Source organism: Cupriavidus sp. GW823-FHT06D04 (assembly GCF_058795055.1).
This window is the reverse complement of the sequence record NZ_JBXAHL010000001.1, coordinates 239,880-258,295: the sequence shown is the minus strand read 5'-3', so window position 1 is coordinate 258,295 and position 18,416 is coordinate 239,880. Positions and strand designations below refer to the sequence as shown.

General features: G+C 67.2%; 19 protein-coding genes and 1 tRNA gene. 13 read left to right on the top strand and 7 right to left on the bottom strand.

All coding sequences use genetic code 11. From position 1 onward, the window contains the following. Positions 1 to 135: 135 nt before the first annotated feature. From ybgC to AC1Q7H_RS01175, 11 genes are all read left to right on the top strand, one after another. Positions 136 to 540: a tol-pal system-associated acyl-CoA thioesterase gene (gene ybgC, locus AC1Q7H_RS01225; RefSeq protein ID WP_492380841.1), complete on the top strand. Its 405-nt coding sequence runs from the start codon at positions 136 to 138 to the stop codon at positions 538 to 540. After that, positions 537 to 1,220: a protein TolQ gene (tolQ, locus tag AC1Q7H_RS01220; protein WP_035821070.1), complete on the top strand. Its 684-nt coding sequence runs from the start codon at positions 537 to 539 to the stop codon at positions 1,218 to 1,220. Before ybgC ends, tolQ begins: the two co-directional genes overlap by 4 nt. Positions 1,221 to 1,291: 71 nt before the next feature. Next, the gene (tolR, locus tag AC1Q7H_RS01215) at positions 1,292 to 1,735 is read left to right on the top strand and encodes a protein TolR (protein WP_078197462.1); all 444 of its coding nucleotides are present in this window, start codon (positions 1,292 to 1,294) and stop codon (positions 1,733 to 1,735) included. Between the two features lie 36 nt (positions 1,736 to 1,771). Next, entirely contained in the window at positions 1,772 to 2,797 is a 1,026-nt protein-coding gene (gene tolA / locus AC1Q7H_RS01210) for a cell envelope integrity protein TolA (protein ID WP_492379636.1), read from the top strand. 205 nt (positions 2,798 to 3,002) lie between these two features. Further along, the gene (tolB, locus tag AC1Q7H_RS01205; RefSeq protein WP_013957626.1) at positions 3,003 to 4,376 is read left to right on the top strand and encodes a Tol-Pal system beta propeller repeat protein TolB; all 1,374 of its coding nucleotides are present in this window, start codon (positions 3,003 to 3,005) and stop codon (positions 4,374 to 4,376) included. Positions 4,377 to 4,391: 15 nt separating this feature from the next. Then, positions 4,392 to 4,898, top strand: a complete 507-nt coding sequence (pal, locus tag AC1Q7H_RS01200) for a peptidoglycan-associated lipoprotein Pal (protein WP_013957625.1) — start codon at positions 4,392 to 4,394, stop codon at positions 4,896 to 4,898. A gap of 17 nt (positions 4,899 to 4,915) precedes the next feature. After that, the gene (gene ybgF / locus AC1Q7H_RS01195; RefSeq protein ID WP_153953697.1) at positions 4,916 to 5,674 is read left to right on the top strand and encodes a tol-pal system protein YbgF; all 759 of its coding nucleotides are present in this window, start codon (positions 4,916 to 4,918) and stop codon (positions 5,672 to 5,674) included. A 127-nt stretch (positions 5,675 to 5,801) separates the two neighbouring features. Continuing rightward, positions 5,802 to 6,485, top strand: coding sequence for a 7-cyano-7-deazaguanine synthase QueC (gene queC / locus AC1Q7H_RS01190; protein ID WP_013957623.1), 684 nt, complete (start codon positions 5,802 to 5,804; stop codon positions 6,483 to 6,485). Between the two features lie 27 nt (positions 6,486 to 6,512). Then, positions 6,513 to 7,628, top strand: coding sequence for a YeeE/YedE family protein (locus AC1Q7H_RS01185; protein ID WP_013957622.1), 1,116 nt, complete (start codon positions 6,513 to 6,515; stop codon positions 7,626 to 7,628). 56 nt (positions 7,629 to 7,684) lie between these two features. Then, a tRNA-Lys gene (locus AC1Q7H_RS01180) sits at positions 7,685 to 7,760 on the top strand. A gap of 117 nt (positions 7,761 to 7,877) precedes the next feature. Next, complete coding sequence (locus AC1Q7H_RS01175) at positions 7,878 to 10,778, top strand: EAL domain-containing protein (protein ID WP_013957617.1); 2,901 nt, start codon at positions 7,878 to 7,880, stop codon at positions 10,776 to 10,778. A 21-nt stretch (positions 10,779 to 10,799) separates the two neighbouring features. Here AC1Q7H_RS01175 and AC1Q7H_RS01170 read toward each other — a convergent pair whose 3' ends face one another. The 3 genes from AC1Q7H_RS01170 to AC1Q7H_RS01160 form a co-directional block, all read right to left on the bottom strand. Further along, the gene (locus tag AC1Q7H_RS01170) at positions 10,800 to 11,306 is read right to left on the bottom strand and encodes a DUF3318 domain-containing protein (RefSeq protein WP_013957616.1); all 507 of its coding nucleotides are present in this window, start codon (positions 11,304 to 11,306) and stop codon (positions 10,800 to 10,802) included. Then, entirely contained in the window at positions 11,303 to 11,683 is a 381-nt protein-coding gene (locus AC1Q7H_RS01165; protein ID WP_010813730.1) for a phage holin family protein, read from the bottom strand. The genes AC1Q7H_RS01170 and AC1Q7H_RS01165 overlap by 4 nt, the downstream gene beginning before the upstream one ends. A 178-nt stretch (positions 11,684 to 11,861) precedes the next feature. Beyond that, positions 11,862 to 12,188 carry an ElaB/YgaM/YqjD family protein gene (locus AC1Q7H_RS01160; protein WP_010813729.1) on the bottom strand — a complete coding sequence of 109 codons (327 nt, stop codon included), beginning with the start codon at positions 12,186 to 12,188 and terminating at the stop codon, positions 11,862 to 11,864. Between the two features lie 254 nt (positions 12,189 to 12,442). Here AC1Q7H_RS01160 and AC1Q7H_RS01155 point away from each other — a divergent pair, with 254 nt between their 5' ends. After that, complete coding sequence (locus AC1Q7H_RS01155; protein WP_211980065.1) at positions 12,443 to 13,081, top strand: peroxiredoxin; 639 nt, start codon at positions 12,443 to 12,445, stop codon at positions 13,079 to 13,081. A 151-nt stretch (positions 13,082 to 13,232) separates the two neighbouring features. Here AC1Q7H_RS01155 and AC1Q7H_RS01150 read toward each other — a convergent pair whose 3' ends face one another. Next, positions 13,233 to 14,426, bottom strand: a complete 1,194-nt coding sequence (locus AC1Q7H_RS01150; RefSeq protein WP_013957614.1) for an acyl-CoA dehydrogenase — start codon at positions 14,424 to 14,426, stop codon at positions 13,233 to 13,235. Between the two features lie 247 nt (positions 14,427 to 14,673). On the opposite strand from AC1Q7H_RS01150, the gene AC1Q7H_RS01145 reads away from it, so the two are divergent. Beyond that, a complete protein-coding gene (locus AC1Q7H_RS01145) occupies positions 14,674 to 15,483 on the top strand; it encodes an IclR family transcriptional regulator (RefSeq protein ID WP_013957613.1) in 810 nt (269 codons plus the stop codon). A gap of 25 nt (positions 15,484 to 15,508) precedes the next feature. On the opposite strand, the gene kynA is transcribed toward AC1Q7H_RS01145, so the two are convergent. From kynA to kynB, 3 genes are read right to left on the bottom strand one after another with little or no spacing between them, the layout of a single operon-like run. Continuing rightward, the gene (gene kynA, locus AC1Q7H_RS01140) at positions 15,509 to 16,396 is read right to left on the bottom strand and encodes a tryptophan 2,3-dioxygenase (RefSeq protein WP_492380840.1); all 888 of its coding nucleotides are present in this window, start codon (positions 16,394 to 16,396) and stop codon (positions 15,509 to 15,511) included. A gap of 13 nt (positions 16,397 to 16,409) precedes the next feature. Further along, on the bottom strand, positions 16,410 to 17,666 hold the full coding sequence (gene kynU, locus AC1Q7H_RS01135; RefSeq protein ID WP_153953692.1) for a kynureninase: 1,257 nt from the start codon (positions 17,664 to 17,666) through the stop codon (positions 16,410 to 16,412). A 35-nt stretch (positions 17,667 to 17,701) separates the two neighbouring features. Further along, positions 17,702 to 18,352, bottom strand: coding sequence for an arylformamidase (gene kynB / locus AC1Q7H_RS01130; protein ID WP_013957610.1), 651 nt, complete (start codon positions 18,350 to 18,352; stop codon positions 17,702 to 17,704). Between the last annotated feature and the right edge of the window lie 64 nt (positions 18,353 to 18,416).

The window sequence follows — 18,416 nt, the reverse complement described above, 5'->3', positions numbered from 1 at the left end:
GCGAGGCGGGCGCCCGCCGCAAGCCGTCGGCCCCGCCAGGCAAGGACTGGCAAGGGCTGGCCAGCAACTTGCTGTTGCAAAGTCGTCATGCGGGTTTACACGAAACCGCTATCGCTCTCCGTTACAATCGCGGCCATGACAAACTTTGTCTGGACCCTGCGGGTGTACTGGGAAGACACCGACGCGGGTGGCGTAGTGTTCTACGCCAACTACCTGAAGTTCTTCGAGCGCGCCCGCACCGAGTGGCTGCGTGCGCTCGGCATCGAGCAGCAGTCGCTCGCCGACGAGGCGGGCGTGGTATTTATCGTCCGCAGTACGGCGGTGGACTACAATGCGCCCGCCCGGCTGGATGACCAGCTCGAGATCCGCACGCGCATCGACCGGGTCGGCCCGGCGTCGGTCCAGTTCACCCAGGAAGCCTGGCGTGCCGAGCTGATGCTGGCATCTGGCGCGATCCGCGTTGGGTGTGTCGATCGAAGCACTTTCCGTCCCGCCCCGATTCCCGACCCCGTTCTAGCTACCATCAAGTCCGCACGATGAATCCCGTGACCGTCACGCAAGACATGTCGATCGTAACGCTGGTGCTCCACGCCAGCCTGCTGGCACAGGCCGTCATGGTGCTGTTGCTCGTCATGTCCCTGTTTTCGTGGACCTATATCTTCCGCAAGCACCTGGCGCTGCGCTCGGCGCGCACCCAGACCGAGGGGTTCGAACGCGACTTCTGGGCCGGCGGCGACCTGCAGGCGCTATATAACAGTGCCGTCAACAACCGCCACAACACCGGCGCGCTGGAGCGGATCTTTGAATCCGGCATGGGCGAGTTCCTGAAGGCACGCGAGCGCGGCAATGAAGCCGGCGCGCTGCTCGATGCCGCCCGGCGCGCGATGCGCGCGGCCTACCAGCGCGAGATGGATGTGCTGGAATCGCATCTGCCGTTCCTGGCGTCGGTGGGTTCGGTGAGCCCGTATATCGGCCTGTTCGGTACGGTCTGGGGGATCATGAACGCATTCCGCGGCCTGTCGAATGTGCAGCAGGCGACTCTCGCATCGGTAGCCCCCGGTATTGCCGAGGCGCTGGTAGCAACCGCGATCGGCCTGTTCGCGGCGATTCCGGCGGTGATCGCCTACAACCGGTATGCCACGGAGATCGACCGCCTGGCGATCCGGTTCGAGAGCTTCATGGAAGAGTTCCTGAACATCCTGCAACGGCAGGCACGCTAACTGCACACGTATCGAATCTAATCCAGACGGTCCGGGCGCAAGCCCGGGCCGGCGTTTCCAGGAGTCCTGCAATGGCAGCCATTCAGCGCCGCGGCGGCTCGCGCCGCCGGGCCAGCGCCGAGATCAATGTCGTGCCGTACATCGACGTCATGCTCGTGCTGCTGGTCATCTTCATGGTGGCGGCGCCGATCGTGAGCCCCGCCACCGTCGACCTGCCCACTGTGGCCAACGCCACGCCGCAGCAGAAGGCGCCGCCGATCGTGGTCACCGTGCACGAGAGCGGCCAGCTCACCGCGCGCGGCAAGGACAACGCCGGCAATGCCTTCGAGCGCAAGCTCGACAAGCAGGGCCTGCTCGACTTTGTGCACCAGCGCCAGAACGAGAATCCCGACCAGCCGGTGGTGATTGCCGCCGACCGCTCGGTCAAGTACGAGGCGGTGCTGGACGTGATGTCGATCCTGAAAGCCGATGGCATCAAGCGCGTCGGCCTGATGGTCAAGTCCAAGACCTCCTGACGCATTGAAGCGCCTATCTGATTGCCGTTGCGCCTGATGAAGACCGTCGCCGCCTATCCCTACCAGCCGGTCAAGGAGCGGGGAACCCTGCGTTCCTTCCTGTTCGCGCTCTTCATGCACATGCTGCTGGCTGTCGTGCTGTACTACGGCGTGCGCTTGCAGAGCAGCACCCCGGTCGGCGCCGAGGCCGAGCTGTGGGAAGAGATTCCGGCCGCCACCGCGCCCCCGCCGCCGCCGCCGGCGCCGGTGGTGCAGCCGCGCCCGGCCCCGCCGCTGCCCGAGGTGAAGAGCAAGGTCGAGGACGACGCCGACATCGCGCTGGAACGCCAGAAGCGCCGTGCCGAGGCGGCAGCGCGCGAAGAGGCCGAGCGCAAGCAGGCGGCCGCGCGCAAGGAAGCCGAGCGCAAAGAGGCGGAACGCAAGGAAGCCGAGCGCAGGGAAGCGGAACAGCGCGAGGCCGAGCGCAAGGAAGCCCAGCGCAAGGACGACGCGAAGAAGAAGGCAGCGCAGCAGCAGGAACAGCAGCGCAAGGAGCAGGCCGAGCGCAAGGAAGCAGAACGCAAGGAAGCGGACGCCAAGGCCAAGGCCCAGGCGGACGCCAAGGCCAAGGCTGACGCCGAGAACAAGGCCAAGGCCAAGGCGGATGCCGACGCCAAGGCCAAGCGCGAGGCTGCGGCCAGTGCCCAGCGCAAGAGCGAGCTGGCGCGCCTGCAGGCGCTGGCCGGCGGCTCCGGCGCGGGCGGTGGCGGCGTGGGCAGCACGGCCGGCGCGGGTGCCGGCGGCGGTGGCAAGGCTTCGCCCGGCTATCCCGACCGCGTACGCCGCCGCGTGAAACCGAACATCGTCTTCACCGACGACGTAGACGGCAACCCGACTGCGGTGGTGTCCGTGCGGCTGGCGCCGGACGGCTCGCTGATGTCGGCGCGGCTGGCCAAGTCCAGCGGCAACTCGGCGTGGGACAACGCCGTGCTGCGCGCGGTCGAGCGTTCCGACCCGCTGCCGCGTGACGAGGACGGCAAGGCGCCGGCCAGCTTCACCATCACCTTCCGGCCGAAGGACTGAGTGGCCCGTAACGCATGATTTGCAACATAATGCAACCTTCATCGCCGGGTTTCAGTCCCATCGCTACCATGGCAGGTTGCCTGACGCGGCCGGCAGTGTGCAGCACGCACGCAGATCGGGCATGCGCCATGCGCAGCGCCCGACCTGCCCGTTTTGCCGATTGCCTGCCGTGCCCGACGAATCTTGTAATCGACTGAGGAGCAGCATGCGAAAGCTTTGGGCCCCCAACTGGCTGTCCGCGAGGCGGCACAACGCAACCCAACCCGAATCCCAACGCGCCATCGGCCCGGCCCCCCTGGCCGGCCGCCGCGCGCTGATGGCCTGGCTGGCCGCGGCGATGACGATGGCAGCCGGCGCCGCGCACGCGCAACTCAACGTTGAGATCTCCGGGGTCGGTTCCAGCCAGATTCCGGTTGCGACCGCCAACTTCCAGGGCGAGGCCCAGGCCCCGCAGAACCTGACCGCGATCATCCGCGCCGACCTGACGCGCAGCGGGCGCCTGCGCAATGTCGATCCGGGCGGCGCCACGGTGGCGGAATCCGCCAATGTCGACCTGGGCAGCTGGAAGTCGCGCGGCGCCGATGCCTTCGTCGCCGGCAGCGTGACCCCGGCCGCCGGCGGCAAGTATGAGGTCCGCTTCCGCCTGTACGACACCGTCAAGGGCCAGAGCCTGGGCGGGCTGGCCTTTACCGTCAACCAGTCCCAGCTGCGCGTGACCGCGCACAAAATCGCCGACTACATCTATGAAAAGCTGCTGGGCGAGCGCGGCGTGTTTGCCACGCGCCTGTCCTACGTGTCGAAGGTGGGCGGCCGCTACCAGCTGCTGATTTCCGACTCGGACGGCCAGAACGCGCAGGTGGCGCTGACCAGCAACGAGCCGATCATCTCGCCGTCGTGGTCGCCGGACGGCGCGCGCGTGGCCTATGTCTCGTTCGAGGCCAAGAAGCCGGTGGTGTATGTGCACGACCTGGCCAGCGGCAAGCGCACGCTGGTGTCGAACCAGAAGGGCAACAACAGCGCGCCGTCGTGGTCGCCTGACGGCCAGCACCTGGCACTGGCGCTGTCGCGCGACGGCAATACCCAGGTCTACCAGGTCAATGCCGACGGCTCCGGCGTCCGCCGCCTGTCCCGCAGCAGTGCCATCGACACCGAGCCGCAGTACTCGCCCGACGGCAAGAGCATCTACTTCACCAGCGACCGCGGCGGTGCGCCGCAGGTTTACCGCATGCCCGCTTCCGGCGAGGAAGGTGGCGGTGCGCAACGTGTCACCTTCAAGGGCAGCTACAACGTGAGCCCGCGTATTTCGCCGGACGGCAAGTACCTGGCGTACATCTCGCGCACGGGCGGCTTCAAGCTGCAGCTGCAGGACCTGAGCAACGGCGACGTGACGTCGCTGACCGATACGGCCAACGACGAAGCGCCCAGCTTTGCCGCCAACGGCAAGTACATCCTCTATGCCACCCGCGTGGGCGGTCGCGCGGTGCTGGCGGCGGTTTCCACTGACGGGCGTACCCGGCAGGTTCTGTCCCTCCAGTCCGGCGATGTTCGCGAGCCGTCCTGGGGTCCTTTCATGCAATAACAGGAGTCATTCACCATGCCCCAACTGATGAGCAAAACCCTTGCCGTTGCCGCACTGCTGGCCCTTGGCGCCTGCAGCTCCGGCGTCAAGCTGGACGACACCGCCAAAGCCGGCGCCGGCGCGGGCACCGGTGCCGATGCGCGCGCCGTGACCCCGGTGACGGCCGCCGATCCGCTGAACGATCCGAACAGCCCGCTGGCCAAGCGCAGCGTGTACTTCGACTTCGACAGCTACAGCGTCAAGTCTGACTACCAGGGCATGCTGGGCGAGCACGCCAAGTACCTGGGCTCGAACAAAGGCCGCAAGATCCTGATCCAGGGCAACACCGACGAACGCGGCACCAGCGAGTACAACCTGGCGCTGGGCCAGAAGCGTGCCGAAGCCGTGCGCCGCTCGCTGGCCTCGATGGGTGTGCCCGACACCCAAATGGAAGCCGTGAGCCTGGGCAAGGAAAAGCCCAAGGCCGCCGGCCATGATGAAGCCTCGTGGGCCGAAAACCGCCGCGCGGACATCAACTACTGATCTGCGGATAGCCATCCATGAAAGCACGCGTTTCCACCTTGTTGTGGCTCGCCGCCGTCGCCGGCGGCGGCATGCTGCCGCTGTCGCAGGCGCATGCCGGAGTGTTCGACGATGACGAGGCGCGCAAGGCGGTCATCACCCTGCGCGACCAGTTCAACGGTTTCCAGGCGACCGCGACGCAGCGCATCGAGCAGAACAGCCGCACCACGATCGACATGCAGAACCAGCTCGAGGGCCTGCGCCAGGAAGTGGCCCGGCTGCGCGGCCAGAACGAAGTGCTGCAGAACACGGTGGACGCGCTGCAGAAGCAGCAGAAGGACTACTACGCCGACCTGGACGCGCGCCTGAAGAAATTCGAGCCGCAGCAGGTCACGGTCGAAGGCCGCGAAGGCCTGTCGCAGCCTGGCGAAAAGCCCGAATACGATGCCGCGCTCAAGCAGTTCCAGGCGGGCGACTTCAAGAGCGCCGGGAGTTCGTTCTCGGCGTTCGTCAAGAAGTACCCGCAGAGCCCATACGCGCCGCTGGCACAATACTGGCTCGGCAACTCGCTGTATGCGCAGCGCGACTACAAGGGCTCCACCTCGGTGCTGCAGAACATGATCAACGCCAACCCGACGCATCCCAAGGTGCCGGACGCGATGATCGCGGTTGCCAACAACCAGCTCGAGTCCGGCCAGAAGGCGGCCGCGCGCAAGACGCTGGAGCAGGTGGTGGCCAAGTATCCGGGCACCGAAGGCGCGCAGGCGGCCAGCAACCGGCTGAAGACGTTGAAGTAACTCCGGAAGCGGCCGGCACGCCCGGTCCTGTCTGCAAGGCCCGCTTCGGCGGGCCTTTTTCTTGGGCCGCGCTAAAATACGCGATTCGCCTGAATCTTTTGCGCGCCCAGACGGCGCGCTCCCGATCATGACCCAACGCGCCATCGTCCTGCTGTCCGGCGGACTCGACTCCGCCACCGTACTCGCCATGGCCCGCGCCCAGGGCTTCGAGACCTATGCGCTGTCGATGCGCTATGGCCAGCGCCACTCCTCTGAACTGGAAGCCGCCAAGCGCGTGGCGGCCGCGCTGGGCGCCACGCGCCACGAGATCATCGACCTGGACCTGCGCCGCTTCGGCGGCTCGGCGCTGACCGACGACACGCTCGCGGTGCCGACCGACGGCGCTTCCGGTGGCATCCCGGTCACCTACGTGCCGGCGCGCAACACCATCATGCTGTCGCTGGCGCTCGGCTGGGCCGAGGCCGTCGGCGGGCGCGACCTGTTCTTCGGCGCCAATGCGGTCGACTACTCCGGTTACCCGGACTGCCGCCCGGAATACGTCGCGGCCTATGAAACGCTGGCCAACCTCGCCACCAAGGCCGGGGTCGAGGGCGACCGCTTCCGCGTGCATGCGCCCATCATCGACATGACCAAGGGCGAGATCATCCGCGCCGGCATCGCGCTGGGGGTGGACTACAGCCTGACGGTGTCGTGCTACCAGGCCGACGACGACGGCCGCGCCTGCGGCGTGTGCGATTCGTGCCGCATCCGCCGGGCCGGCTTTGAAGCCGCCGGTGTGCCCGATCCGACCCGCTACCAGGCCGCTGCCTGATCTCAAGCCGCCGTTCACACCCCCGACATGCCTGAAATCGACCTCGCCGCGCTCTCGCGCACCGTGCTGCTGAGCACGTTCGTCCTGACCTTCCTGTTTGGCGCCGTGCTGCAGCGCACGCACTTCTGCACCATGGGCGCGGTCTCTGACATCGTCAACATGGGTGACTGGAGCCGCATGCGCATGTGGGTGCTGGCGATCGGCGTGGCCATGATCGGCACCGGCGTGCTGGCCTGGACCGGCGCGATCGACCCCACCAAGACCATCTACACCGCCAGCAAGCTGGGCTGGCTGTCGGCGCTGGCCGGCGGGCTGATGTTCGGCTTCGGCATGGTGCTGGCGTCGGGCTGCGGCAGCAAGACGCTGGTGCGCATCGGCGCCGGCAACCTGAAGTCGCTGGTGGTCTTTGTCTTCCTGGGCCTGTCGGCCTACATGACGCTGCGCGGGCTGTTCGGCGTGGTGCGCGTGAATACCGTCGACGCGGTGGCGCTGACGCTGCCCACCACGCAAGACCTGCCGTCCGTGCTGGCGCAGGGCACGGGGCTCGCGCGCGGCGCGCTGCAGCTGGGCCTGGGCCTGGCGCTGGGCGGCGTGCTGGTGCTGTGGGCGCTGGCCGGCCGCGGCTTCCGCTCGTTCGACAACCTGCTTGGCGGCATCGGCGTCGGGCTGATCATCGTGGCGATGTGGTATGTGTCGGGCCACCTCGGCTACGTGGCCGAAGACCCCAACACGCTTGAAGAACTGTTCGTCTCGACCAACAGCGGCCGCATGGAAAGCCTGAGCTTCGTCGCACCCTATGCCTACACGCTCGACTGGCTGATGATGTTCAGCGACAAGAGCAAGGTGGCGACGGTCGGCATCGTCAGCGTGTTCGGCGTGATCGCCGGCGCGGCGGCCTATGCCCTGGCCACGCGCACGTTCCGCTGGGAAGGCTTCGGCAATGCCGAGGACGTCGCCAACCATATGGTCGGTGGCATCCTGATGGGTGCGGGCGGCGTGACCGCGCTGGGCTGCACGGTCGGGCAGGGGCTGTCGGGCGTGTCGACCCTGGCGCTTGGCTCGTTTATCGCGCTGGCGGGTATCCTGGCCGGCGCGGTGCTGGCATTCCGCTACCAGATATGGCGTCTGGAGCGCATGGCCTGAGGCGCATGCTTGACACATCGAGAACTGCATCCCTATAATCGCGGTTCTGTTTTTTCGGGTCGTTAGCTCAGTCGGTAGAGCAGCGGACTTTTAATCCGTTGGTCGCGTGTTCGAGTCACGCACGACCCACCAGTATTACGAAGGGCCTGTGGCGCAAGTCACAGGCCCTTTTTGCGTCTGGCATGCCCCGACAGTGGGGGGTGCTTTAACTAGTTCGAGGTAGAGACTTGGATCTGCCTGCGCAGCACAATGGGTCAGCCGCGGCGTGTTGACCGCGGTCCATCAGGACGGCCGCGAGACACGGCCCACCAACAAGACCCTATGCGGCAAGCAGGCGTTTCCTTGCCGGCCAGCGGGCACGTGCTGCGCATCATCTGGCCGTTCGTACCGGTGGTCGTTGCGCTGGCGTTGTTCAGCATCGCCAGCCTGGACCTGTTGTCGGCTGCACGCGCCTTTGTCGCGGGCGAGAGCCAGTGGTCCAAGGGCCAGAAGAACGCCGTGCTGCACCTGCTGCGCTACGGCGAGGATCGCGATCCGGCGGATTTCGAGGCATATCTGGAGTCGATCGCGATCCCGCTGGGCGACCACCACGCGCGCCTGGAGCTCGACCGCGACGAGCCTGACCTGGGGCGCATCCATGAAGGGCTCCTTGCCGGCGGCAACCATCCCGAAGACATTCCGCGGATGGTGCGGCTCTACCGGAATTTCCGCCATATCCAGGAGGTCGATGCCGCGATCCGCGTGTGGGCCGCGGGCGACATCGAGATCGCTGCCCTGCACGAACAGGCACTGACCCTGCGCCGGCTGATCCGCCAGCCCGGCTGCAGGGACGATTGCGTGGCGCCGGTGCTGCGCAACATAGCGCAGATCGACGCCAGGCTGACGCCGCTGGAGCAGGCCTTTTCGGGCCATCTGGGCCAGGCCTCGCGCCGCGTGACGCGGCTGCTGACCACCGGAAGCGCGGTGATGGCGGCGGCGCTGCTGATGTCGGCGATCCTGCTGTCGGTGGCGCCGCTGCGGCGCGAGCGCCGGCTGCGCGAGGCGCTGGCGCAGCGCGAAGAGCAGTTGCAGCTGGCGGTGGAGGGCAGCAACGACGGGTTATGGGACTGGCATCTTGGCCGTGGCGAGCTGTACTTCTCGCCGCGCTGCGCGCAGATGCTCGGTTACCACGACGACGAGCTGCCGCATGCGCGCGAAACCGTGCTGGGCCTGCTGCATCCTTCCGACCTGGCCGCCTTCGAGGCCAAGCTGGCCCACCATCTGCGCAGCGGCGAGCCCTACGACGCCGAATTCCGCCTGCGCAACCGCGCCGGCGATTACCTGTGGGTGCGCGCCCGCGGCCGGCTGGTGCGCGGGGCGGGGCGCCGGCGCGCGCGCATGGCGGGGTCGCTCACGAATATTTCCGACCACAAGCGCTACGAGACCCAGCTCTTTGCCGAGAAGGAGCGCGCTCAGGTCACGCTGCAGGCCATCGGCGACGCGGTGGTGACGGCCGATGTGTGGGGGCGCGTGGAATCGCTCAACCCCGCGGCCGAGGCCCTGACCGGCTGGCGCGAAGCCGACGCCCGCGGCCTGCCGCTGAGCAACGTCTGCGTGCTGCGCGACGAGGACAGCCTGGCGCCGCTGCCCGATATTGTCACGCTGGCGCTGCGCCAGCGCTGGCGCAGCCGGTCGGCGCAGCTGGTGCGGCGCGATGTGTCCGGGCTGCCCGGACAGGCGCTGGCGGTCAAGCCATCGGTGGCGCTGATCCGCGACCGTGCCGCGCAGGCCATCGGCGTGGTGGTGGTGCTGCACGATATCAGCCAGGAACGCGCCCATGCGGCGCGCCTGGCGTACGAGGCCAGCCACGATGCGCTGACCGGCCTGGTCAACCGCGCCGAGTTCGAGCGCCGGCTGGGCGCGGCGATCACGCGGTCACGCGAACAGGGCACCACCCATACGCTGATGTACCTGGACCTGGACCAGTTCAAGGTGGTCAACGACACCTGCGGGCATGCCGCCGGCGACGAGCTGATCCGGCAGATGGCGGAGGTCATGCGCAGCCAGCTGTGCCGCAGCGACACGCTGGCGCGGCTGGGCGGCGACGAGTTCGGCGTGCTGCTGGAGCATTGCGGCACCGGCGATGGCGAACGCGTGGCCGAGGCCTTGCGCCACGCCATTGCATGTTTCCGCTTTGCGCATCGCCAGCGCACCTTCACGCTGGGCGTCAGCATCGGCCTGGTCACGCTGGACCGACAGACCGTCAACGTCGCCGAGGCGCTGAGCGCGGCCGACGCGGCCTGCTACGTGGCCAAGGAGGGCGGGCGCAACCGCGTGCAGGTCTACCATCCGCTGGACAGCGTGGTGCAGGCGCGCCACGGGGAGATGGAGTGGGTCAGCCGCGTGCATGCGGCGCTGGGGGCCGGCCGCTTCTGCCTGTACTCGCAGGAGATCGTGCCGGCGCACGATGGCGCGTTGCCGCAGACGGGCCGCCATGTGGAACTGCTGCTGCGCATGGTCGATGAACGTGGCCGGCTAGTGCCGCCGATGGCCTTCGTGCCGGCCTGCGAGCGCTACAACCTGATGCCGATGATTGACCGCTGGGTGGTCGAGACTGCGTTTGCCACCCTGGCGGGGCGGCAGGCGGAGATTGCCACCTGCGCGATCAACCTGTCAGGCTCGTCGCTGGCGGACATCCAGTTTCCCGATTTCGTGCGCGAGCAGGCGCAGCGCTTCGGCATCGCGCTGGACGGCATCTGCTTCGAGATCACGGAAACCGCGGCGATCTCCAACCTGGCGCAGGCCGGCGCGTTCATCCTGCAGCTGCAGCAGCTGGGCTGCAAGTTTGCGCTGGATGACTTCGGCGCGGGCATGTCGTCGTTCACCTACCTCAAGCACCTGCCGGCGGCCTACCTGAAGATCGACGGCAGCTTCGTGCGCGACATGCTGGCCGACCCGGTCAACCTGGTGATGGTGGAGGTGATCCAGCGCATCGGCCACGCCATGGGCAAGCAGACCATTGCGGAATTCGTTGAGAGCGAGGCCATGCTCGAACGGCTGCGCGAGCTGGGCGTGGACCTGGTGCAGGGCTATCACATTGCGGCGCCGGTGCCGTTTGCCCCGGCGGATGCCGAGGCCGGCGACCGGCCGGCGCTGGCGCTGGCGGGCTGAGCGGCCAGGCCCGGCCGCGGGTCAGGGAACGAGCGGATCGCGGAAGCCGGTATCGGCGCCGGGCGGGGTACCGGCCGGCGCGGGTGTTGGCGCGGTTGCGGGCGGCACGGCCTGGTGCCTGGCCTCGCGCCAGGTGTTGTACACCCAGTAGGCGGCGCCGGCTGCCAGGCCGACCTTGGACAGCTTCCAGGTCCAGCGCAGCACCGGCGTGCGCTTGACCAGCGGCAGCGCCAGCGTCAATACGGTGCTCAGCAGCGGGTAGTCCTTGGTCATGCCGACCACTTTCATCCACGACCCCGGACGGGCGATGCGCGGCAGCCAGTGGCCGATAGTGCCAAGGCGGTGCGCGCCACCCCGCACCTCGTGCAGGGCCTGCAGGCAGTCGTAGCGTTCCAGCGCGGCGCGGGTCAGCAGCAATTCCTTGCGCACCGCCAGTGGCAGGCGTACCTCTTGCGTGAACCGGGCCCGCCGCGGGTGATCGCGGCGGTTGTGTCCGGCTGCGCTGTCGTCGGGTTCCAGGGGGCTCATCGGCGCAGGATCTCCCGGTCTTTGTCGATTTCGGCGAGCGTGGCCTCCAGCATCGGCGGGGCGTTGCGCACCAGGTTGCGTGCGTACGCCAGGCAAATCGCGCACAGCACCAGGTAAAGGACCGTCAGTGCGCCCAGCGCCTGCCAGCGGTAGGTGTCCCAGAACAGGATGGCGATCAGCCCGGTCAGGGTGACCAGCCCGATGCCAAAGAACACCAGGCCGAAGCAGGCCAGCAGCGCGACCTTCATCAGGCGCGTGCGTTCCTCGGCAAGCTCCACGCTGGCGAGTTCGAGGCGGGTCTGGATCATTGCCACCAGCGAGCCGGCCAGGTTGCGCACGGATTCGAGGAACTTGGGGGAAGGGGGGGATTCGCTCATGCGGCTCCGGCGTGAAAGAGCGGCGCGACGGCGTGGCCGTACGCGCCTTTCCAGCAGGCGGGGCCGGGTGTGGCGTCATGGTGTGTCGCCAACATGCTTGCGCCCCGGCCACTGGCAACCCGATGACCGGGTTGCCGCTCAGGCGCGGCATCAGCATGCCGCGCCGGGTTGGAATCGCTTACTTGCGGTTCAGCAGCAGACCGATCAGCAGGCCTACGCCGGCGGCCACGCCCACGGCGCGCCACGGGTGGTCATGCACGTAGTCGTCGGTGGCGCGTGCAGCGGCCTTGCTCTTGGTCACGACGGCGTCTTGCAGGTCCTGGGCCTTTTCCTTGGCTTGCTTGAGCAGGCCCATGCCACGCTCGCGCAGTTCGGCGGCCTTTTCCCCGGTGGTCGAGGCGGCTTGCTTCAGCAGTTCCTCGGCGTCGGACAGAACGGTCTTGACATCGCTCATCAGTTTCTCCTGTTTGCGGGCGGTTGGTTCGGTTTGTGCGGATTCTGACATTTTCTACGCTCCGAGGCTAACGGCATTTGTCGGTCTGATACTTAGCATATGTGGCGGGCGGCCGTGGTTTCAAGGCTACACGCCAGCAAGCGCGACGCCAGTGCCTAGTATCGCAAGCATGCCGGAAAGCACGCGTGATGACTGTCAGAAAATGTTTATATGACTTCGAGTGATTTTGTAGTGACTTTATATTCGTTTGGGTTGGATATCAATCCGGATACTCTGGTTCCACCCCGAAATCAGGAGAACAGAACATGGCATTGCGTCTTGGCGATATCGCCCCGGACTTCGAGCAGGATTCGAGCGAAGGCCGCATCCGCTTCCATGCGTGGCTTGGCGACAGCTGGGGCGTGCTGTTCTCGCACCCGGCCGACTACACCCCGGTGTGCACCACGGAACTGGGCCTGACCGCGAAGCTGAAGGATGAGTTCGCGCGCCGCGGCGTCAAGGCGATCGCGCTGTCGGTGGACGGCGTGGAGTCGCACCATGGCTGGATCCGCGACATCAACGAGACCCAGTCGACCACGGTCAACTTCCCGATCCTGGCCGATGGCGACCGCAAGGTGTCGCAACTCTACGACATGATCCACCCGAACGCGAACGAGACCCTGACGGTGCGCTCGCTGTTCGTCATCGACCCGAAGAAGAAGGTGCGCCTGATCATCACGTATCCGGCCAGCACCGGGCGCAATTTCAACGAGATCCTGCGCGTGATCGACTCGCTGCAGCTGACCGACAACCACAGCGTGGCCACGCCGGGCAACTGGCAGGACGGTGATGACGTGGTGATCGTGCCCTCGCTGAAGGACGAGGCGGTGATCCGCGAGAAATTCCCCAAGGGCTACCAGGCGGTACGGCCGTACCTGCGGCTGACGCCCCAACCCAACAAATGAACGCGGCCCCGCGTGAAGGCGGGGCCGGCGTTCAGGACAGGTGTTTTATCGACGGGGGCAGCCTCGTCGTCTCCTTGGTAGTGTGCTTGGCCCGGCTTTGCAGCCGGGCCTTTTTATTGCGGAGAGCCTGTGCGCAAGTCGCGGATGGCGATCAGAAGAAGGCCTGCAGGCCGGTCTGGGCGCGGCCCAGGATCAGCGCGTGGATGTCGTGGGTGCCTTCATAGGTGTTGACCACCTCCAGGTTCACCACGTGGCGGATCACGCCGAACTCATCCGAGATGCCGTTGCCGCCCAGCATGTCGCGCGCCACGCGGGCGATGTCCAGCGACTTGCCGCACGAGTTGCGCTTCATGATCGAGGTGATTTCCACCGCGGCGGTGCCTTCGTCCTTCATGCGGCCCAGGCGCAGGCAGCCTTGCAGGCCCAGCGTGATCTCGGTCTGCATGTCGGCCAGCTTCTTCTGCACCAGCTGCGTGGCGGCCAGCGGGCGGCCGAACTGCTTGCGGTCCAGCGTGTACTGGCGGGCGGTGTGCCAGCAGAACTCGGCGGCGCCCAGCGCGCCCCAGGCGATGCCGTAGCGGGCCGAGTTCAGGCAGGTGAACGGGCCCTTCAGGCCGCTCACGCCCGGCATGATGTTCTCTTCCGGCACGAACACCTGATCCAGCACGATTTCGCCGGTGATCGAGGTGCGCAGGCCGACCTTGCCGTGGATGGCCGGCGCCGACAGGCCCTTCCAGCCCTTTTCCAGGATAAAGCCGCGAATCTCGTCCTTGCCGTTATCGCCCTGCAGCTTGGCCCAGACCACGAACACGTCGGCGATCGGCGAGTTGGTGATCCACATCTTGGCGCCGGTCAGCTCATAGCCGCCGTCGACCTTCTTGGCGCGGGTGACCATCGAGCCCGGGTCGGAGCCGTGGTTCGGCTCGGTCAGGCCGAAGCAGCCGATCCATTCGCCGGTGGCCAGCTTGGGCAGGTACTTCTGCTTCTGCGCTTCGGTGCCGAATTCATGGATCGGAACCATCACCAGCGACGACTGCACGCTCATCATCGAGCGGTAGCCGGAATCGACGCGCTCGACTTCACGCGCGATCAGGCCGTAGCTGACGTAGTTCAGGCCGGGGCCGCCGTATTGCTCGGGGATGGTGGGGCCGAGCAGGCCCAGTTCGCCCATCTCGCGGAAGATCTCGATGTCGGTCTTCTCGTTGCGGAAGGACTGAAGCACGCGCGGCATCAGCTTGTCCTGGCTGTACGCCGCGGCGGCGTCGCGCACCATGCGTTCTTCGGCGGTCAGTTGCTGGTCCAGCAGCAGGGGGTCGGCCCAGTGGAATTCGGCGTTGGCAGCCATGCAGGTCTCCTTCGGTAGCGCGGGGGAAGCATCGGGGGCGGGCGAATGGTCGCTTGCCGCACCGGCGCTTCCGGGAATCATGACGGGTTCGGTGATCTTCGCGGAGGGTTTTTGTGGTTCCGCATTGCGGAACTGTGTTCCGTTGAATTAGTATATCGCAATGGGTTTGCCGTGCAACAGGCAAAACCCCCGACACCCATGCCTTTGTGCGATGAGCGGACAACCGCCGACCTGAGAGGAGCCGCCCTTGACCAGTCCGTCACTTTCTCCCGATGCCACGCCGCCCGCGCCGGTGCGCGACAGCGATCCCAACTTCGTCACCGCCCTGGCGCGCGGGCTGGAACTGATGCGCTGCTTCCGCACCGGTGAGGCAATGCTCGGCAACCAGGACTTCGTGCGCCGCACCGGCTTCCCCAAGGCCACGGTGAGCCGGCTGGCCGGCACGCTGGTGCAGTTGGGTTACCTGCGCTATGACGAGAGCCTGGGCAAGTACGCGCTGGATGCCGGCGTGCTGGCGCTGGGCTATGCCTACCTGTCAGCGTCAGACGTGGTGTCGCTGGCGCGGCCGCATATGCTGGCGTTCGCCCAGTCATACGGGGTCTCGGTCTCGCTGGGCAAGCGCGAGCGCATGGAAGTGATCTACCTGGAATCGATCCGCAACGACGCGGGCGTGATGCTGGGGCTGGGCGTGGGCTCGCGGCTGTCGCTGGTGTCGAGTTCGATGGGGCGCGCGTACCTGGCCGCGCTGCCGGCGGCGCGGCGCGAGCGGGTCATGGCTGAGTTCAGCCAGGCGTTCCCGGAGCAGTGGAAGCAGCAGGAGACGGCCACGCGCGCGGCCCTGGCCGAGGCGCAGCAGCGCGGCTATGCGGCGTCGTTCCGCGACTGGCATCCGGCCATCCATGCCTGTGCGGTGGCGTTCCGGCCGGTGGGGGAGAAGGAGTTGCACATGCTGAGCTGCAGTGCTTCCTATGGGGCGGTGGATGAGGCGGTGTTCCACCAGACGCTGGCGCCGGCGTTGCGGGCGCTGGCGGCAAGGCTGTCGGACCCGGCGGGCTGACGGCCAGGTCCGACGTGCGCAGGTGTTACAGGTCCGTGCGCAACTTCCACAATTCCGGAAACAACACTACATCCAGCATCTTGCGCAGATAGCTGACGCCTTCCGTGCCGCCGGTACCACGCTTGAAGCCAATCACCCGCTCAACCGTGGTCACATGCCGGAAGCGCCATTGCCGGAACGCATCTTCCAGGTCGACAAACTTCTCGCCCAGTTCATACAGTTCCCAGTGCGCACCGGGATTGCGATAGACCTCCAGCCAGGCGGCCTCGACCGATGCGTTATACGCGGTGGGCTGCGTCCAGTCCCGTTCGACGCAGTCCGCATCGATCGCAAAACCACGCCTGGCCATCAACCGGATCGCCTCGTCATACAGCGACGGCGTCTTCAGCGCCGTTTCCACCAGCGCCAAATGCTCCGGCCGGTGCGCGTGCGGCTTCAGCATGGCAGCGTTCTTGTTGCCGAGGATGAACTCGATCTCGCGGTACTGATACGACTGGAAGCCTGACGACATGCCCAGGTAGGGCCGCATCGCCGAGTATTCCGGCGGCGTCATCGTCGCCAGCACGTTCCACGCCTGCACCAGCTGGTCCATGATGCGCGACACCCGCGTCAGCATCTTGAACGCCGGCGGCAGGCTGTCGGTCTTGACCGATTCGCGCGCGGCGCGCAGCTCGTGCAGCATCAGCTTCATCCACAGCTCGGTGGTCTGGTGCTGCACGATAAACAACATCTCGTTGTGGTCCGGCGACAGCGGATGCTGCGCGTTCAGGATCTGGTCCAGGCCGAGATAGTCGCCGTAGCTCATGTCCTTGGCGAAATCCATCTGCGCACCGTGCCAGTTGTCACCTTGCGGCGTAGCCTGGCCTGCGGTGCCGGCCGCGCCGGAAAAAGGGCATCCCTTGAATTCACTCATGATGCGCTCCCGATCAGGTCACCTGGCCGCGCGTCTGGAACCGCGCGTCGCGATAGGCGCCGCTGTCCAGCACATCGCGCAGGATTTCCACAGCATCCCACACCTCGGTGAAGCTGGTGTACAGCGGCGTGAAGCCAAAGCGGGCGATGCGCGGCTCGCGGTAGTCGCCGATGACGCCGCGCTCGATCAGGGCCTGCACCAGCGCATAGCCGTCCGGGTGCTCCAGGCTGACCTGGCTGCCGCGGCGCGCGTGCTCGCGCGGCGTGACCAGCGTCAGCGGGTGGTGGCCGCAACGGGCTTCCACCAGTTCAATGAACAAGTCGGTCAGCAGCAGTGACTTGGCGCGCAGCACCTGCATCGTGGTCTGGGCGAAGATGTCCAGGCCGCATTCCACCATCGCCAGCGAAGTCACCGGCTGCGTGCCACACAGGAAGCGGCGCACGCCGTCGACCGGGCGGTACTGCGGCTCCATCGCGAACGGCGCGGCATGGCCCCACCAGCCCGACAGTGGCTGCCAGAAGGCATCGCGCAGCGCGGGAGCGACCCAGACGAAGGCGGGCGAGCCCGGGCCGCCGTTCAGGTATTTGTAGGTGCAGCCGATGGCGTAGTCGGCCCCGGCCGCCTTCAGGTTGACCGGCACGGCGCCGGCGGAGTGGCACAGGTCCCACACCGTGAGCGCGCCGCGGGCATGGGCCAGCTCGGTCAGCGCGGCCATGTCCAGCATCTCGCCGGTCTTGTAGTTGACGTGGGTGAGCATCAGCACGGCGGTATCGGCGCCCACGGCGGCGTCGATCTCGGCCGGCGAATTGACCAGGCGCAGCGAATAGCCCTGCTGCAGCAGGTCGGCCAGGCCCTGCGCGATGTACAGGTCGGTGGGGAAGTTGCTGGCCTCCGACACGATCACCTTGCGCGCCGGGTCGCGCGTCTGCTGCACGCGCAGCGCCGCGGCCAGCACCTTGAACAGGTTGATCGAGGTGGTGTCGGTCACCACCACTTCATCCTGGCCCGCGCCGACCAGCGGGGCCAGCTTGTTACCCAGCCGCTGCGGCAGCTCGAACCAGCCGGCGGTGTTCCAGCTGCGGATCAGGCCCTCGCCCCATTCTTCGGCCACCACCTGGGCGGCGCGCGCGGCGGCGGCGCGCGGGCGGGCGCCCAGTGAGTTGCCGTCGAGGTAAATCACGCCCTCGGGCAGCGCGAACTGGTCGCGCAGCGGGCGCAGCGGGTCTCGCTCATCGAGCCGAATACAGTGCTCGCGGTCAAATGTCGTCATGTCGTGGGATTGGCCAGGGGTTGTTCGGGAGTGGTTCAGTCGAGGCTGCGCAGCACCGCGCGCACCGGGCTGGCATCGAGCCCGGCAAAGCGCAGCGGCAGCGCGATCAGTTCGTAGTCGCCGGCATCGACCTCGTCCAGCACGATGCCTTCCAGGATGGCCAGCCCGTGCCGGCGCACGGCGTTGTGCGCGTCCATGGTCTTGGATTCCTGCGGGTCCAGCGACGGTGTGTCGATGCCCACCAGTTGCACGCCGTGCGCGGCCAGCAGCGCGATGGTCTCGGCCGCGACCGCGCAGAAGTGCGGGTCCCACTGCGCCAGCGGCGCCCGCCGGTAGGTACGCAGCAGCACGCGCGGCGGCAGGCCGGCCAGCGCGTGTTCGATATGGCGCGGCTCCACCACTGGCGAGGCGCCGATGCAATGGATCACGCGGCAGGTGCCGAGGTAGGGCGTGAGCGGCACGGCGCCGATCGGCGCGCCGTCGGCGGCGTAGTGCAGCGGTGCGTCGGCGTGCGCGCCGGTGTGCGGCGACAGCGTGATGCGGCCGACATTCACCGGGCAGTGCTCGTCCATCTGCCAGGCCGGTTGCTGCTGGAACGGCGTGTCGCCGGGCCAGACCGGGGTGGCGGGGGAGAGCGGCGGGCTGATGTCCCACAGCCGGCGTGGGTCTTGATTGGGGGCGGTCATAAGGGTGCGCGGCGCCTTTGCAAGGCGCCGTCGTTGTCTGCCTCGATGTCGGAAATCATAGTCA

Excerpts from the sequence above, each read along its gene's own strand:
- ybgC (WP_492380841.1), top strand. The coding sequence starts at position 136 with ATGACAAACTTTGTCTGGACCCTGCGGGTGTACTGGGAAGACACCGAC.
- tolQ (WP_035821070.1), top strand. The coding sequence starts at position 537 with ATGAATCCCGTGACCGTCACGCAAGACATGTCGATCGTAACGCTGGTG.
- tolR (WP_078197462.1), top strand. The coding sequence starts at position 1,292 with ATGGCAGCCATTCAGCGCCGCGGCGGCTCGCGCCGCCGGGCCAGCGCC.
- tolA (WP_492379636.1), top strand. The coding sequence starts at position 1,772 with ATGAAGACCGTCGCCGCCTATCCCTACCAGCCGGTCAAGGAGCGGGGA.
- tolB (WP_013957626.1), top strand. The coding sequence starts at position 3,003 with ATGCGAAAGCTTTGGGCCCCCAACTGGCTGTCCGCGAGGCGGCACAAC.
- pal (WP_013957625.1), top strand. The coding sequence starts at position 4,392 with ATGCCCCAACTGATGAGCAAAACCCTTGCCGTTGCCGCACTGCTGGCC.
- ybgF (WP_153953697.1), top strand. The coding sequence starts at position 4,916 with ATGAAAGCACGCGTTTCCACCTTGTTGTGGCTCGCCGCCGTCGCCGGC.
- queC (WP_013957623.1), top strand. The coding sequence starts at position 5,802 with ATGACCCAACGCGCCATCGTCCTGCTGTCCGGCGGACTCGACTCCGCC.
- AC1Q7H_RS01185 (WP_013957622.1), top strand. The coding sequence starts at position 6,513 with ATGCCTGAAATCGACCTCGCCGCGCTCTCGCGCACCGTGCTGCTGAGC.
- AC1Q7H_RS01175 (WP_013957617.1), top strand. The coding sequence starts at position 7,878 with ATGGGTCAGCCGCGGCGTGTTGACCGCGGTCCATCAGGACGGCCGCGA.
- AC1Q7H_RS01170 (WP_013957616.1), bottom strand. The coding sequence starts at position 11,306 with ATGAGCCCCCTGGAACCCGACGACAGCGCAGCCGGACACAACCGCCGC.
- AC1Q7H_RS01165 (WP_010813730.1), bottom strand. The coding sequence starts at position 11,683 with ATGAGCGAATCCCCCCCTTCCCCCAAGTTCCTCGAATCCGTGCGCAAC.
- AC1Q7H_RS01160 (WP_010813729.1), bottom strand. The coding sequence starts at position 12,188 with ATGTCAGAATCCGCACAAACCGAACCAACCGCCCGCAAACAGGAGAAA.
- AC1Q7H_RS01155 (WP_211980065.1), top strand. The coding sequence starts at position 12,443 with ATGGCATTGCGTCTTGGCGATATCGCCCCGGACTTCGAGCAGGATTCG.
- AC1Q7H_RS01150 (WP_013957614.1), bottom strand. The coding sequence starts at position 14,426 with ATGGCTGCCAACGCCGAATTCCACTGGGCCGACCCCCTGCTGCTGGAC.
- kynA (WP_492380840.1), bottom strand. The coding sequence starts at position 16,396 with ATGAGTGAATTCAAGGGATGCCCTTTTTCCGGCGCGGCCGGCACCGCA.
- kynU (WP_153953692.1), bottom strand. The coding sequence starts at position 17,666 with ATGACGACATTTGACCGCGAGCACTGTATTCGGCTCGATGAGCGAGAC.
- kynB (WP_013957610.1), bottom strand. The coding sequence starts at position 18,352 with ATGACCGCCCCCAATCAAGACCCACGCCGGCTGTGGGACATCAGCCCG.